Genomic DNA, 16,036 nt, shown 5'->3' with positions numbered 1-16,036 from the left:
ATTTTAGGTCTGGTAAATCTGATTTCATGATTCAAATCTATTTATTTTAATTTCAAATCAAATTCAAGTAGAATCTCTTTTATCTCAGTTGAGAAGACCCCACCTCTTTTGGGTGATATCAATTTCAGAGAAGATAAGATTGTTATAATATATTTTTAATTCTAAAGATTCAAAATATCATTAAAAGTATCCAAATTTTAAGCCTGTATGATATGAAAAATACAAGGCAAGGTAAAAAATCAATAATAGGGGGAAATATATGTTCAGTAAAATAAACAGTTTCAGCACCCGCGGCATCGATGGCTACCGGATCACGGTGGAAGTTGATGTGAGCGACGGATTGCCGAGTTTTGTTATGGTGGGCTACCTGGCGGAGGAGGTGCGGGAGGCGCAGGAGCGCGTTCGGACCGCACTTCGGAATGCGGGGGTTTGCTTGCCGCCGAAGCGGATCACGGTCAATTTATCGCCAGCCGGGGTGCGGAAAGAGGGAACGGGGTGTGATCTGGCGATCGCGGCAGGAATTTTGAGGTGCTTGTGGGAACAGGGTGAAAAGGCAAAAATAAGAAAGACGGATGAAACCTGCCCGGAAATGGATGGGATGGAAGATGAGGAGAATAATTCTGCACCGGATTGGGACCAATGGGCGTTTATCGGTGAACTGGGTTTGGACGGCAGCATCAAGCCGTTGACCGGTGTTCTTTCGATGGTCTATGAAGCGCGCCGCTGCGGAATGAAACGGGTTTTTCTATCCGAAGAGAATGTACAGGAGGGACGGGCTGTGGATGGAATCGAGATCGTCGGAGTCCGGGATGTGAAAGCGCTGACGGCTTGCCTGCAGCATCCGGAACAGATTCACGGACAATGGTTCACACCAGATCTGTTTCAGGCGGGACAGGAAGAATTTGACGTCGATTTTGATGAGATCGTCGGACTTCCGCTGGTGCGGCAGGCAACCGAGGCGGCAGCAGCGGGGCGTCACAACATTCTCTATATCGGACCGGCTGGAACGGGAAAAACGATGGCAGCTCGGCGTATTCCGACAATTTTGCCGCCGCTTACGCTGGAGGAAAGCATTGAAGTTTCGAAGATATACAGTATCTGCGGTCTCCTGAAGCCAGACACACCGCTGGTTTTGCAGCGTCCGTTCCGCAGCCCGCATCACAGCACGACCGCCCAGGCGATGGCGGGCGGAGGACGAAATCCGAAGCCCGGGGAGATCTCACTCGCTAGTTATGGAACCCTCTTTTTAGATGAGTTAACGGAGTTTCAGCCGAAAATTTTGGATCTGCTGCGTCAGCCGATGGAGGAAGGAAGCATCACGGTTTCCCGTCTCAACCAGACGGTTGTATTTCCGGCAAAAACGATGATTGCGGCGGCGATGAATCCCTGCAAATGCGGTTTTTTCCCAGATTTGGGAAAATGCCGTTGTACTCCAACCCAGATCCGCCGGTATTTGAACCGCGTTTCGGGACCATTTTTAGATCGGATCGATATTGGGGTGGAAGTACCGCGGCAGGATTTGGGGATGATGGCTGCAGAGAAGAGTATAGATGAGGGGAGTTTTCCACAGACAGAGCAGAGGGATTCCTCCGCTGTCATGCGCGCCCGCGTCATGGAGGCGCGCGCTCGACAGGAAAAGAGGTTTGCAGACGAATCTATCTCCTACAACAGCCAGATGACCCGCCGCCAGATCGAAGAGTATTGCCGTCTATCCGGGGAAGATGCGGTATTTCTGGAAAAGGTCGAACGGCAGCAGGGAATCAGTGCCAGGGGACACGGAAAGATTTTAAAAGTAGCGCGCACACTTGCAGATCTGGATGGACAGGCGGAGATCGGGCGGGCGCAGTTGGCGGAGGCGATTGGATTCCGGAGTTTTGAAAAAAAATATTGGGGGAGCCTCTGAAAAGAAGCATGTCTAAAAGATTGAAAGAATAAAAAGTTTAACAAGGGTTGTAATTGTTATACCAGATGTGAGATGACTCCCACCTCTTCAGGTGGCGAGAAGCAAATTAGTATCAGTGGTGGGAGCCAATCCCCCATCTGATATAGCCTCCGGCAGGATTGCTTAAGATGCGCAAAAGAAGTATGTCATGCTTTGCATGACGCGCATCTCGCAGCAAGAATGCCTCGGCATTCTTGAAGGTAAAAGGCAGCCGATCTGACATATATAGGGGGAAAGATATGGAAATAGGAAAAGAAGAGAGCAATGTACAGAATACTCAGCTTTCTATGCAGGAACTATATGGAAAAACACAGGAACCGCTGCATAAAAAAAGTGCTTCTGACAGAAAATATGCAGTATTCCGACCGTGAGCGCATCCATGCCTACTGGTTATCGAGAGTGGATGGAATCGGCGCGGTGACGGCGGCTAAATTATATGAATCGTGCGGCAGTTTTGAGGGAATCTATGAGCGGGTTTTATATAATAGGAAGAAACTGGATCCGTTTATATGTTCCTTTCTCGGAAAAGCTGTGAAAAAGGGGCTGGAGGAAGCGGTTCTGCTCTTCAAACAGCGCGTGGAAGAATACGATAGGCTGGAGGAACAGGGGGTACGTTTCATTCTGTGCGGTGAGGCGGCATATCCGAAGCGCCTGATGCATATCTATGATAAACCGATGTGGCTGTTTGTGCGTGGAATGCTTCCAGAAGATGCGAAACCATCCGCGGCAGTCATCGGGGCGCGCAGCTGTACGCCGTATGGACGACAGGAGGCAGAGTATTTCGGTCGGATTCTGGCAGAAAATGGCGTGCAGGTAGTGAGCGGCATGGCGCTGGGGAGCGATCAGGCGGGGCATAAGGGCGCGATGGATGGCGGTGGACTGACGTATGCCGTGATGGGCTGTGGGATTGACACCTGTTATCCTCCATCCGGCATCCGGCTGCATGCGCGCATCCGTGAACAAGGCGGCATATTGTCAGAATATGGACCGGGTGTACCGCCGACGGCATCCCATTTTCCAATCCGGAACCGGATCATCAGCGGACTTTCCGACCTGGTGCTGGTCGTGGAAGCACGAAAAAGAAGCGGCTCCCTGATTACGGCGGATCTGGCGCTGGAGCAGGGAAAAGAGGTATTTGCGCTGCCGGGACGGCGCATCGATCCGCTCAGTGAGGGCTGCAACCGGCTGATTGCACAGGGAGCGGGGATCGTGACGAAACCGGAGGATGTGTTGGATTTCTTCCATATAAAATGTAAAAATTCTTGTAAAAAAACAATAAAATCAGTAAATGCACTTGCCAAGTCGGAAAAAATGGTGTATAGTTGCCTAGATTCACAACCGAAACATCTGGAAGCGGTCATGAAAAGCTGTGGGGTGACAGCAGGGGAATGCATGACTGCGCTTTTGAATCTGGAAATGCAGGGATTGATCCTGCAGCCAATGAATCAATATTACGTTAGGAAGATTGTATAGAGGTCTGTTATGGCAAAAAATCTGGTTATTGTAGAGTCTCCGGCGAAAGTCAAGACAATTAAAAAATTTTTGGGTTCCAACTATGAGGTGGACGCCTCCGGCGGTCATGTGCGCGACCTCCCTAAGAGTACGCTGGGAGTGGACGTAGAGCATGGATATGAGCCGAAGTATATCACCATCCGGGGAAAGGGCGATGTGTTGGCGCGTCTGCGGAAAGAGGTTAAAAAAGCAGATAAGATTTATCTCGCAACTGACCCGGACCGCGAGGGAGAGGCGATCTCCTGGCACCTGATGAAAGCATTAAAGCTGGATGAACAGAAAGATAAAAAGGTTTACCGTATCAGTTTCAATGAGATTACAAAAAACGCCGTCAAGGCATCTTTAAAAGAGCCGCGTGCCATCGATGAAAATCTGGTGGATGCACAGCAGGCGAGACGTATGCTCGACCGTATGGTGGGTTACCTCATCAGCCCGCTTCTCTGGGCGAAGGTCAAGAGAGGACTCAGCGCCGGTCGTGTGCAGTCGGTCGCGTTGCGTATGATCTGCGACCGTGAGGAAGAGATTAATGCGTTTATACCGGAAGAATACTGGACGCTGGATGCACAGCTCCACGTACATGGCTCCAGAAAGAAGCTGACCGCCCATTATTACGGCGATAAGGAGGGCAGGAAGGCAATTCACAGCAAAGAGGAAGTGGAGGCGCTTATGAAGCGTCTGGAGGGCTGTGAGTACGAAGTGCGCGATGTGAAGCTGGGCGAGCGCGTGAAGAAGGCGCCGATTCCGTTTACGACCAGTACGCTGCAGCAGGAGGCATCCAAGACGCTGAATTTCTCAACGCAGAAGACGATGCGCCTTGCCCAGCAGCTCTATGAGGGCGTGGATATCAAGGGACGCGGCACAATCGGTCTGATCACCTACCTGCGTACCGATTCCACCCGCATCGCGGCAGAGGCAGATGAGGCGGCGAGAAGTTATATCGGCGACCAGTTTGGGGCAAGTTACGTGTCCGAGGCGCCGGCGGCGGCAAAATCAGACGCCAAGATCCAGGACGCACACGAGGCGATCCGTCCGACCGACATTACACTGACGCCGGTACAGGTAAAAGAACAGCTTTCCAGAGACCAGTTCCGTCTGTACCAGCTTATCTGGAAGCGCTTCACGGCGAGCCGGATGCGCCCGGCGGTTTACGAGACAACCTCCGTCAAGGTAGCAGCCGGAGAGGAGCTTTTCACCCTGTCGGCGTCCAAAATCAAATTTGACGGCTTCATGTCCGTCTATTCACAGGACGAGGATAAGGAGACCGACGGCGTTCTGAACGAGTCGCTGGAAGCAGGCATGAAGCTGGATTTAAACCAGTTAGAACCGGCACAGCATTTTACACAGCCACCGGCACATTATACAGAGGCGTCGCTCGTCAAGGCGCTGGAAGAGCAGGGCATCGGACGGCCAAGTACCTATGCACCGACCATCACGACAATCATCGCGCGCCGCTATGTAGCGAAGGAAAATAAGAACCTCTATGTGACAGAGCTTGGCGAGGTAGTCAACCGGATGATGAAGAAGGCGTTCCCATCCATCGTCGATTTGCAGTTTACGGCAAATATGGAGTACCTGCTCGACAGCATCGGGGACGGCACGATCGGCTGGAAGACTGTTATCGAAAACTTTTATCCGGATCTTGACAAGGCGGTTAAAGAAGCGGAGAAGACGCTTGAGAGCGTCAAGATTGCTGACGAGGTGACGGATGTGATCTGTGACCAGTGCGGGCGCAACATGGTAATTAAGTATGGCCCGCACGGCAAATTCCTTGCCTGCCCGGGATTCCCAGACTGTAAAAACACGAAGCCGTACCTGGAAAAGATCGGCGTGAAGTGCCCGAAATGCGGTGGTGAGATTGTCATCCGTAAATCGAAAAAGGGCAGAAGATATTACGGCTGCGAAAATAACCCGGACTGCGATTTTATGACCTGGCAGAAACCGTCAAAAGAAATGTGTCCGAAATGTGGACATATTATGCTCGAAAAGGGAAATAAGCTTCTTTGTTCTAACGAAGCCTGCGGTTTTGTAAAAAACTCATAAAAACTCTTGAAATAGATATTAATTATTAAAAAAAATGAAAAATACAGAAAAACTCTTGCTATTATACGAAAATCGTGTTACAATTCTTACAGGTTAGGATCGAATTCTAATTTACGATAAAGGCAAAGGAGGTAACTGGTAAAATGAGCGTTCAATTACTGGACAAAACTAGAAAAATTAATAAGTTATTGCACAACAACCATTCTCATAAGGTTGTGTTCAATGACATTTGTGAAGTCCTCAGTGACATACTGGAATCCAATATTCTCGTAATCAGCAAGAAAGGTAAAGTACTCGGAGTTGCGATTCATGAGGGTGTGGATGAGATCGAAGAGTTGATCAAGGATCAGGTCGGCGGTTTTGTTGACCGTATGTTGAATGAACGCCTTTTAAGCGTTTTGTCAACGAAGGAAAATGTCAACCTTGCCACATTGGGATTCGCCGAGGAGAACGTGAAGAAGTATCAGGCGATCATCACGCCTATTGATATATCCGGTGAGAGACTGGGTACTCTGTTCATCTACAAATCAGATGCACAGTACGACATCGACGATATCATCCTGAGTGAGTACGGAACCACTGTTGTCGGACTTGAGATGATGCGTTCTGTCAACGAGGAGAATGCAGAGGAGACAAGAAAGATCCAGATCGTTAAATCAGCGATCAGCACCCTGTCCTTCTCCGAACTGGAAGCAATTACCCACATCTTCGATGAGCTGGAAGGCAACGAGGGCATTCTGGTAGCCAGCAAGATTGCAGACAGAGTCGGCATTACCCGTTCCGTTATCGTCAATGCACTCCGCAAGTTTGAGAGTGCAGGCGTTATAGAGTCCCGTTCGTCCGGTATGAAGGAACCTACATTAAGGTTCTGAACGATGTTGTATTTGACGAGTTGAAAGCGTTAAAAGCGCAGAACAACCGTCCGTCATCCAATGTATAAAAACATATAAGACATTTTAAACAAAAACAAAAGTTTTGACAAAACGTGAAAAAGTGTGAGGGATAAAAAAGGACTCGGTGAGAGCCCTTTTTTATGTAATAGGAAATTCCTTGGAATTCCCTATTACATAAAAAGGCACTAACGTGCCAATGATGCGCACTCGCGCGAAGCAGAAACATGTCGCAAGCGACCGCGCTCGGCGCGAGAATGTGCCAAGGCACATTCTTTTTTATTTGCACAATATTTATTCTAATGCATCCTTAATCTCCCCATCCGGCACATCCATCGGATAGTTTCCGGTGAAGCATGCCGTACAGAGCGGCAGTCCGCCTGCCATCTCCTCGAGATCTTCAACCGGCATATATCCAAGCGAATCCGCACCGATCTCCCGGCAGATTTCTTCGACGGAATGACTGCTGGCGATGAGCTGTTTATTGGAGGGGACATCGGTGCCGAAATAGCAGGGGAAGAGGAATGGCGGGGAGCTGACGCGCACATGAACCTCCTTCGCCCCGGCTTTTTTGAGCATGCGGATCAGGTTTTTCATCGTCGTACCGCGCACGATGGAGTCATCGACGAGGACAATGCGTTTTCCCCTGACAGCCGGTTCCAGAATATTAAGCTTGATCCGGACGCTATTTTCGCGTTCTTCCTGGGTCGGTTTGATGAAAGTTCTGCCGACATAGCTGTTTTTATGGAAAATAATCTCATATGGAATGCCGGATGCCTTCGCATATCCCATCGCGGCGGTCAGACCGGAATCCGGTACACCGGCGACGAGGTCGGCATCGGCAGGGAAGGAACGTGCGAGAGCAGCGCCGCCGCGCAGCCTAGCCTCATAGACGCTCACATCATCGATGTGGCTGTCGAGGCGGGCAAAATAGATGTATTCGAAAACGCAGTGCGCCCGTTTTTCCTGCTGCAGGCTTTTATCAGAAAAAACGCCGTCGCGGGTGATGGTCACGATCTCACCCGGTTCGATATCACGGATAAATTCGCCGCCGACCGAGGTGATGGCACAGCTTTCCGATGCCATGATCCAGACATTTCCCTTTTTGCCGAGGCAGAGAGGACGCAGACCAAATGGGTCACGAACACCGATCAGCTTGCGCGGGCTGGAGATAATCAGGCATAAGCGCCACGTGTTTTTGCCGCGGTCCGTTTGATTGCCTCTTCAGCGGTCGGGGCAGCCAGACGTTCTCTGGCGATGTGGAACGCGATTACCTCTGAATCCATCGTCGTCTGGAAGATTGCGCCGGTTTCTTCAAGCTGGCGGCGCATCTCAAATGCATTTACCAGGTTTCCGTTGTGCGCCAGACAGAGTGTTCCCTTAAAATACTTAAGTACCAGTGGCTGTGTGTTTTCGATGGTAGAAGAACCAGTTGTGGAGTAGCGGACATGACCAACTCCCAGATTGCCGCCGAGGCGTTTTAACGTCTCCTCATGAAATACCTCATTGACAAGTCCCAGCCCTTTGTAGCAGTTGACAACGCCCTTTGGACCGTTCGTGTCACAGACTGCGATGCCGCATGACTCCTGACCGCGGTGCTGGAGTGCGCTGAGTCCGTAGTACATATCTCTGGCAACATCGCCGCCCTCCAGGTCAAACATTCCAAATACGCCGCATTCCTCACGAAGTCCGGTTTCGTATGTGAGTGACTCCCTCATGATATAAACCTCCTTTGTATTCAAGATACCTGAATGATAAGAAAATAACAGGGATAAGAACCCAAAATTGACTGCAAAATATCAGTATAAAAGACAATATACCAATATTTTGCAGCCAAATCATAACACATTTTTCTCGATTTTTCAATCAAGTCATAATATTGACATGTCAGATTATACGGAGAACAGAAGTTCATCGTAAGTCGGATACGGCAGGAAGGAATCCGGAATCAGGGCTTCTGCGGTATCAACGCTGCTTCTCAAGTCATCCATCTTGGCAAGAATCGTATAGTGGAAATATGTAACCTTCTCGATATTATCTTCCATGGATTCTGCCGCTTTTTCAGCCTCTGCCAGTGCTTCGGTTTTCTCGGAAATCTCGGTGTAGAGACCGGACAGCTTCTCAAGCAGTTTGCTCTCGGCGCTGATCGGTGCGTCCGGCAGGATTGCCTTTGTCTTTGCGGCGGTTTCAGCCAGCTCCTTGCAGTAGGAGAGGACGGACGGCAGGAAGATCTTCTTCATCATCGAAAGCATCGTCTTTGCCTCGATGTTGATGGTCTTGATGTAGTTCTCTTCCTTGATTTCGTAGCGGGAGAAGAGTTCCTCCTTGGTGTAGATGCCGTGTTTCAGGAACAGTTCTACGTTTTTCTCAGCAATCAGGCGCGGAAATGCCTCTGCGCAGCTCGGCAGGTCGAAGAGTCCGCGTTTGTGAGCTTCCTCTACCCATTCGCTGGTGTAACCGTTGCCGTTGAATACGATGCGGCGGTGATCACGCAGCACTTCCTTTAAGAGCAGATGGATTTCTGCCTCCAGAGCCTTGCCTGAAAGACCTTCCAGACGGTCTGCAAATTCGCCTAAAACTTCAGCTACGGCTGTATTGATGACAATGTTCGGTTCCGATACAGAGAGAGCGGAACCTGGCATACGGAACTCGAATTTATTGCCGGTAAAGGCAAACGGAGAAGTACGGTTGCGATCGGTTGTATCTTTGATAAAGTGCGGCAGAACCTTTGCGCCCGGCTTCATGGTCTGGACTTCTTTTGCCTCAGACTCAAGATCTTTTTCCACAATATCGAGAACTGCTTCCAGATCATCTCCGATAAACATAGACACGATAGCTGGCGGTGCCTCGTTACCGCCCAGACGGTGGTCATTTCCAGCAGTTGCAACTGATACGCGGAGCAGATCGCCGTAGACATCGACTGCCTTGATCGTTGCGAACAGGAAGAGAAGAAACTGTAAGTTCTTTGCCGGATCACGGTCCGGATCAAGAAGGTTTTCGCCGGTGTTGGTCGATAAAGACCAGTTGTTGTGTTTACCGCTTCCGTTGATGCCCTCAAATGGTTTCTCATGGAGCAGGCACACAAGGCCATGTTTCTCTGCCACACGTTTCATGATTTCCATAGTGAGCTGGTTGTTGTCAACTGCCACATTGGTAGTCGTGTAGATGGTGGCAAGTTCATGTTGCGCCGGAGCTACCTCGTTGTGTTTGGTTTTTGCCGGAATCCCGAGCTTCCAGAGCTCTTCATCCAGTTCTTTCATGAAAGCGGAAACTCTCGGACGGAGAGCGCCGAAATAGTGGTCATCCATTTCCTGACCCTTCGGAGCTGGTGCGCCAAACAGAGTTCTTCCGCAGAACTTCAAATCGCTTCTCTTATTAAACAGTTCTTTATCAACCAGGAAATACTCCTGTTCCGGACCAACGGTGGAGACAACGCGGGTCACATCTTCATTTCCGAAGAGTTTCAGGACACGCAGCGCCTCGCGGTTGATGGTTTCCATCGAACGCAGAAGAGGGGTTTTGGTATCAAGTGCTTCGCCGCTGTAGGAACAGAATGCGGTCGGGATGCAGAGTGTATCGTCTTTAATAAATGCCGGGGAGGTTGGATCCCAGGCTGTATAACCTCTTGCCTCAAAGGTGGCACGAAGTCCGCCGGATGGGAAACTGGATGCATCCGGTTCGCCCTTTACCAGCTCTTTGCCGGAGAAATCCATGATAACTTCGCCATTGCCAACCGGGTTGATGAAACTGTCGTGCTTCTCAGCAGTGATGCCGGTCATCGGCTGGAACCAGTGTGTGAAGTGAGTTGCACCATTTTCAACGGCCCATTCCTTCATTGCAACTGCGACTGCATTTGCAATGTCGAGATCCAGATGGCTGCCATTTTCAATCGTTTTGCGGAGTGCCTTATAAACATCTCGCGGCAATTTGCTTTTCATGACTTTGTCGTTGAATACAAGACTTCCATACAGTTCAGGGATGTTTTTTTTCATAACTCATGTCTCCTTTCAGGTTTTATGTCTGCGATTTTGTGATGATTAAATCCACGTAAGATGAATGTGCTCTGACACATTTTACATAAAGAAAAGGGCACCTCGATCATCTCGAAGCGCCCTTGCTTTTATGTGTAGTAGTATACACGAAAAATTCTGAATGTCAATACAATTTGCACACGAATTTTGAAAAAATGTTTCAAGGGAGGATATTGTACAAGATTTCTTCTATTTAAGTCGAACGTCCGTGAGACTTGGCGCGTGATACTGGTCAGCGAAGCTGACATATTCCATATAGAATTACTGCGTGAAAAAAAATTAAAAAACCTCTTTACAAACTCAGAAAAATAGTTTATAGTTTGAACATAAAAAATTGAATCCAACGGGGTGGGCAAGGATGCCATGATAATCATGGTATTCGTGCCCACTTTTTTAAAAGGCAAAGATGGAGACTCTGTTTCGAAGAATCCGACAGAAAGACGCGGCCACCGGCTGAGAGCCGTGTCAGGAGGGAGCGGGACAATAGGGAACACTCCGGAGCCGGATGACTGAGAGCGACACTGGACACCCCGCCAGCCGCCGCAGGTAGGTCATCACGTGACTGCGCGTTAAGCAGCTAAAGAGTAAAAAGAAAAACAATCGTTTCTTTTTAAATGCGGGTGGTACCGCGGGAATATCCCGTCCCGGAATGATGTGAGTGAACGTCATTCCGGGACTTTTTTTGTAATAGGAAATTCCTTGGAATCCCCTATTACAAAAAAGGCACTAACGTGCCAATGATGCGCACTCGCGCGAAGATGTAGTTTGTCGCAAGCGACCGCGCTCGGCGCGAGAATGTGCCAAGGCACATTCTTTTTCATTATTCCCGTCCCGGACATATCAAAAAGCAGAGAAAGAGAGGAAACAGCGATGGAATTTATGACAGGTAAAAAGGAAAAAGAAGTGCTGGATCTGGCAACCGTGTTTGCAGACGGTATGGAAGGACGGGAAGTAAAGGTAAACGGCGCGATCATGAGTGTCCGCAACATGGGCGATATCGCATTTGTGATTCTCCGGAAACGTGACGGCGTGCTGCAGACTGTCTATGAAAAAGGTGTGACCGACGCGGATTTTGCTGAATTAAGAGAAGAAACATTCGTAGAAGTTTCCGGTGTTCTCCGAAAAGAAGAGCGGGCGCCGAGAGGCATGGAACTTTGTTTAAAGAGTGTTCGGATCCTATCGAAACCGGAAGAACCGATGCCGATTGCCGTATCAAAATGGAAAATGAGCGCATCCCTGGAAGCCAAACTGGATATGCGTTCTCTGACACTCCGCAACCTGCGGGAGCGCGCACGTTTCAGAATCCAGGAAGGAATCGCACGGGCATTCCGGGAGTACCTGCATGGAGAAGGATTTACGGAAATTCATTCCCCGAAGATCGGAGCAAAAGGAGCCGAGGGCGGAGCAAACGTCTTTAAACTCGATTATTTTCACCGCCCGGCGGTGTTAGCGCAGAGTCCGCAGTTTTACAAACAGATGATGGTCGGCGTGTTTGACCGTGTGATGGAGGTTGGCCCGGTGTTCCGTGCGGAGAAGCATAACACGAAACGTCATTTAAACGAATATACCGGACTGGATTTTGAGATGGGATATATCGATGATTTTACCGATATCATGGCGATGGAAACCGGATTTCTTCAGCATATGGTGGAAATTTTAAAGAAGGAATATTCCACGGAGCTGGAAATCCTTAAAGTCAAACTTCCGGAAGTAGAGAAGATTCCGGCAGTGACCTTTACCGAGGCGAAACGCCTTGCCTCCGAAAAATATGGAACCCAGATCAAAAACCCATACGATCTGGAGCCGGAGGAAGAACACCTGATTGGACGCTACTTTAAAGAAGAGTACGGTGCCGATTTCGTGTTTGTCACCCATTATCCATCCAAGAAGCGTCCATTCTACGCGATGGATGACCCGACAGATCCGAAAGTAACACTCAGCTTTGACCTTTTATTCCGTGGACTGGAAGTCACAACCGGCGGACAGCGTATCCACAGCTACACCGAGTTGATGGAGAAGATTGAAAAACGCGGTATGGATACCGAGGGAATGGAACAGTATTTAAGCACCTTCAAACACGGTATGCCGCCTCACGGCGGACTCGGTATCGGTCTGGAACGTATGACGATGCAGCTGCTTGAAGAGGAGAATGTCCGTGAGGTTTCGCTCTTCCCGAGAGATATGAGCCGTCTGGTACCGTAACGTGACAGGACGCAATTTCCTATGAAACAAAGAGCTTGTCCATAACACATATTATAATAGGAAGGAACAGAACTTATGGCAGTGAAAATAGACGATGAAATGATTGATTATGTTGGTATTTTAGCAAAGCTTTCCCTTTCCCCAGAGGAAAAAGAGGCAGCGAAAAGCGACATGAGCCGGATGCTTGAGTATATCGATATGCTGAATCAGCTTGATACTTCGGAGGTAGAACCGATGTCGCATGTCTTTGACATTCACAATGTGTTCCGCGAAGATGTCGTGGAAAATGGAGATGAATCAGATGCGATGCTTTCGAATGCACCGGAGCAGAAAGAAAAACAGTACAAGGTGCCGAGGACAGTGGAGTAAAAAGAAGTAGAGATACAGGTAGCAATATGGAGGAAATCAGGATGGGAATTTCAGAATTAACAGCGCTGGAGCTGGGAAAAGAAATTAAAGAAAAACGAATCTCCGTCCGGGAGGCGGTACAGGCATCTCTGGAACGGATTCATAAATATGAAGATACAGTTCATGCTTATGTAACGCTGACCGAGGAGGCAGCACTGGCACAGGCGGATGAGATCCAGAAACAGATTGACGATGGCATCCTGACCGGACCGCTGGCGGGCGTTCCGATGGCGATCAAGGATAATATTTGTACAGAGGGAATTGAGACAACGTGCAGTTCCAAAATTTTAAGGGGATTTGTACCTCCGTACTCAGCGGAGGCAGCGCTGAACCTCAAAAAAGCCGGTGCGATCCTGCTTGGCAAGACAAATATGGATGAATTTGCGATGGGAAGTACGACCGAGACATCCTGGTTTGGACCGACGAAAAACCCGTGGAATACAGAACATGTACCGGGCGGATCCTCCGGTGGCTCGTGTGCGGCTGTCGCAGCGGGAGAGACCTTTTTTGCTCTTGGTTCAGATACGGGCGGTTCCATCCGCCAGCCAAGTTCCTTCTGCGGCGTGACCGGCATCAAACCGACCTATGGAACGGTTTCAAGGTATGGTCTGATCGCCTATGGTTCCTCGCTGGATCAGATTGGACCGATTGCGAAAGATACCGCAGACTGCGCGGCAATTCTGGAGACGATCGCTTCCTATGATAAAAAGGACAGCACCTCTGTCAAGCGGGAGGCGTACAATTTTACCGCTGCCCTGACCGGAGAGGTAAAAGGGATGAAGATCGGAATCCCGTCCGATTATCTGGGCGAAGGACTCGATGAAGATGTAAAAAAAGCTGTTCTGGCGGCAGCTGAGGCGTTAAAAGAACGCGGGGCAGAAGTGGAGTTTTTTGATTTAGGCATGGTTGAGTATGCGATCCCAGCATATTACGTCATTGCATCGGCGGAGGCAAGTTCCAACCTGTCCCGGTTTGACGGTGTGAAGTACGGTTACCGCACACCGGAATATGAAGATTTACATGAAATGTATAAAAAGAGCCGTTCCGAGGGCTTTGGACCAGAGGTAAAACGCCGTATCATGCTCGGTTCGTTCGTTTTGAGTTCCGGCTACTACGATGCATATTATCTGAAAGCACTCCGCACAAAAGCATTGATTAAACAGGCATTTGACAAGGCGTTTGAGAAATACGATGTCATTCTGGGACCGGCAGCGCCGTCCACGGCACCGCTGCTGGGCGACAGCCTTTCCGATCCGATGAAGATGTATCTGGGCGATATTTATACTGTTTCGGTCAACCTGGCAGGTCTTCCGGGCATTTCAGTTCCGTGCGGGCTGGATTCGAAGGGACTTCCGATCGGGCTTCAGATGATCGCAGACTGCTTCCAGGAAAAAAAGCTATTTGGCGCGGCATCTGCATACGAAAAGGCGAGAGGTGCATGGAAGCTTCCGGTTATGACAGACAAGGAGGGCAGATAAGATGAAGAAAGAATATGAGACAGTCATCGGCTTGGAGGTACACGTAGAGCTGGCGACGAAAACCAAGATTTTCTGCGGCTGCTCCACCGAATTTGGAGCAAAACCAAATACTCATACCTGCCCGGTTTGTACCGGTATGCCGGGTTCTCTGCCGGTTTTAAATAAGAAGGTCGTTGAATACGCGATGTCTGTCGGTCTGGCGGCAAACTGTGGTATCAACCAGTTCTGTAAATTTGACCGGAAAAACTATTTTTATCCGGACAATCCGCAAAACTACCAGATTTCCCAGCTGTATCTCCCGATCTGCCACGACGGTTATATCCCGATCGATACGCCTGCCGGTGAAAAGAAAATTCGTATTCATGAAATTCACATGGAGGAAGATGCCGGAAAGCTGATCCACGACGAGTGGGAAGACTGCTCGCTGGTTGATTACAACCGAAGCGGCGTGCCGTTGATCGAGATCGTTTCTGAGCCGGATATGCGGAGTGCTGATGAGGTTATTGCCTACCTCGAACGCCTGCGCCTGCTGGTACAGTATCTGGGCGCATCCGATTGTAAGTTACAGGAAGGTTCGATGCGTGCCGATGTCAACTTATCGGTCCGTGAGGTGGGAAGTGAGACATTTGGTACGAGAACCGAGATGAAGAACTTGAACTCTTTCAAGGCGATTGCCCGTGCGATCGACGGCGAGCGCGCCCGCCAGATTGAGCTGCTGGAAGAGGGCAGGAAAGTCATCCAGGAGACGAGACGCTGGGATGACAACAAGGAATACTCCTATGCGATGCGTTCCAAAGAGGATGCGAAAGATTACCGTTATTTCCCGGATCCGGATCTTCCGCCGGTCTGCATCAGCGATGAGTGGCTGGAATCTGTCCGCGCCGCCCTGCCGGAATTGCAGCCAGAAAAAATGGCACGTTACCAGAGCGAATATGGTCTGTCTGAATATGACAGCCGCATCCTGACTGAGTCTAAGAAAATGGCGGATATGTTTGAAAAGACCACCACCCTCTGCCAGAAACCGAAGAAGGTGGCAAACTGGCTGATCGGCGAGGCAAGCCGCCTGCTCAAGGAAAAAGGAGAGGACGCTGAAAGCCTGTGGTTTTCCCCGATACATCTGGCACAGCTCATCGATCTGGTCGATGCCGGAACGATCAATAACAACACGGCCAAAGAAGTATTTACAGCTATTTTTGAGCAAGATGTCGATCCGTCCGCCTATGTCGATGCACACGGACTTTGCATGGTCAATGACGACAGTGCCCTGGAACAGGCAGTTTCCGATGTGCTCGCCGCAAACCCGAAGACGGTGGAAGAGTACAGGAGCGGAAAGACAAAGGTACTTGGTTTCCTGGTCGGTCAGGTGATGAAAGCGATGAAGGGCAAGGCAAATCCGGGTAAAGTGAATGAAATGATGACGGAGAAGCTGAACGCGTAAAAACGCCTTTTTATAAATGAAGATTATAATTAGCTTTTAAAGAAAACTAAAAAGAAACTGTCTACAGATGTTGGCTTTCTGGATGATTCGTGATT

The 16,036-nt window shown here is 49.5% G+C and carries 8 protein-coding genes and 2 pseudogenes; 8 read left to right on the top strand and 2 right to left on the bottom strand.

Translation table 11 applies throughout. The features are described 5' to 3' along the window. Positions 1 to 259 precede the first annotated feature (259 nt). The 4 genes and pseudogenes from DWX76_RS01660 to codY all read left to right on the top strand — a co-directional run bounded on the left by DWX76_RS01660 (position 260) and on the right by codY (position 6,434). The gene (locus DWX76_RS01660) at positions 260 to 1,903 is read left to right on the top strand and encodes a YifB family Mg chelatase-like AAA ATPase (RefSeq protein ID WP_118570005.1); all 1,644 of its coding nucleotides are present in this window, start codon (positions 260 to 262) and stop codon (positions 1,901 to 1,903) included. A gap of 339 nt (positions 1,904 to 2,242) precedes the next feature. Beyond that, complete coding sequence (gene dprA, locus DWX76_RS01655; protein ID WP_243022423.1) at positions 2,243 to 3,415, top strand: DNA-processing protein DprA; 1,173 nt, start codon at positions 2,243 to 2,245, stop codon at positions 3,413 to 3,415. Between the two features lie 9 nt (positions 3,416 to 3,424). Then, positions 3,425 to 5,494, top strand: a complete 2,070-nt coding sequence (topA, locus tag DWX76_RS01650) for a type I DNA topoisomerase (protein WP_118293520.1) — start codon at positions 3,425 to 3,427, stop codon at positions 5,492 to 5,494. 143 nt (positions 5,495 to 5,637) lie between these two features. Further along, positions 5,638 to 6,434: pseudogene (gene codY / locus DWX76_RS01645) on the top strand (GTP-sensing pleiotropic transcriptional regulator CodY). Between the two features lie 244 nt (positions 6,435 to 6,678). On the opposite strand, the pseudogene purF reads toward codY, so the two are convergent. Both purF and DWX76_RS01635 read right to left on the bottom strand, forming a co-directional pair. Continuing rightward, positions 6,679 to 8,102 (bottom strand): annotated as a pseudogene (purF, locus tag DWX76_RS01640) (amidophosphoribosyltransferase). Between the two features lie 174 nt (positions 8,103 to 8,276). Beyond that, a complete protein-coding gene (locus DWX76_RS01635; protein ID WP_118293518.1) occupies positions 8,277 to 10,376 on the bottom strand; it encodes a glutamine synthetase III in 2,100 nt (699 codons plus the stop codon). Positions 10,377 to 11,285: 909 nt separating this feature from the next. Between DWX76_RS01635 and aspS the strand changes: the two genes are divergently transcribed. The 4 genes from aspS to gatB all read left to right on the top strand — a co-directional run bounded on the left by aspS (position 11,286) and on the right by gatB (position 15,941). Continuing rightward, on the top strand, positions 11,286 to 12,617 hold the full coding sequence (gene aspS, locus DWX76_RS01630; RefSeq protein WP_118293517.1) for an aspartate--tRNA(Asn) ligase: 1,332 nt from the start codon (positions 11,286 to 11,288) through the stop codon (positions 12,615 to 12,617). 75 nt (positions 12,618 to 12,692) lie between these two features. Continuing rightward, positions 12,693 to 12,986 (top strand): Asp-tRNA(Asn)/Glu-tRNA(Gln) amidotransferase subunit GatC, encoded by a 294-nt coding sequence (gene gatC, locus DWX76_RS01625; RefSeq protein ID WP_106999925.1) that lies wholly within the window; start codon positions 12,693 to 12,695, stop codon positions 12,984 to 12,986. A gap of 41 nt (positions 12,987 to 13,027) precedes the next feature. Beyond that, entirely contained in the window at positions 13,028 to 14,503 is a 1,476-nt protein-coding gene (gene gatA / locus DWX76_RS01620) for an Asp-tRNA(Asn)/Glu-tRNA(Gln) amidotransferase subunit GatA (RefSeq protein WP_118293516.1), read from the top strand. A 1-nt stretch (position 14,504) separates the two neighbouring features. Continuing rightward, entirely contained in the window at positions 14,505 to 15,941 is a 1,437-nt protein-coding gene (gene gatB, locus DWX76_RS01615; protein ID WP_118293515.1) for an Asp-tRNA(Asn)/Glu-tRNA(Gln) amidotransferase subunit GatB, read from the top strand. The last annotated feature ends 95 nt before the right edge of the window (positions 15,942 to 16,036 follow it).

Origin of the sequence: Clostridium sp. AF21-20LB (genome assembly GCF_003478795.1) — a bacterium.
GTDB classification, from domain to species: domain Bacteria; phylum Bacillota; class Clostridia; order Lachnospirales; family Lachnospiraceae; genus Otoolea; species Otoolea fessa.
The sequence above is the reverse complement of the archived record's forward strand: the minus strand, read 5'-3'. Positions and strand labels throughout refer to the sequence as shown.

What these genes read in the sequence shown, in the direction of transcription:
- DWX76_RS01660 (WP_118570005.1), top strand. Translation starts at nt 260, where the DNA reads ATGTTCAGTAAAATAAACAGTTTCAGCACCCGCGGCATCGATGGCTAC.
- dprA (WP_243022423.1), top strand. Translation starts at nt 2,243, where the DNA reads ATGGAAAAACACAGGAACCGCTGCATAAAAAAAGTGCTTCTGACAGAA.
- topA (WP_118293520.1), top strand. Translation starts at nt 3,425, where the DNA reads ATGGCAAAAAATCTGGTTATTGTAGAGTCTCCGGCGAAAGTCAAGACA.
- DWX76_RS01635 (WP_118293518.1), bottom strand. Translation starts at nt 10,376, where the DNA reads ATGAAAAAAAACATCCCTGAACTGTATGGAAGTCTTGTATTCAACGAC.
- aspS (WP_118293517.1), top strand. Translation starts at nt 11,286, where the DNA reads ATGGAATTTATGACAGGTAAAAAGGAAAAAGAAGTGCTGGATCTGGCA.
- gatC (WP_106999925.1), top strand. Translation starts at nt 12,693, where the DNA reads ATGGCAGTGAAAATAGACGATGAAATGATTGATTATGTTGGTATTTTA.
- gatA (WP_118293516.1), top strand. Translation starts at nt 13,028, where the DNA reads ATGGGAATTTCAGAATTAACAGCGCTGGAGCTGGGAAAAGAAATTAAA.
- gatB (WP_118293515.1), top strand. Translation starts at nt 14,505, where the DNA reads ATGAAGAAAGAATATGAGACAGTCATCGGCTTGGAGGTACACGTAGAG.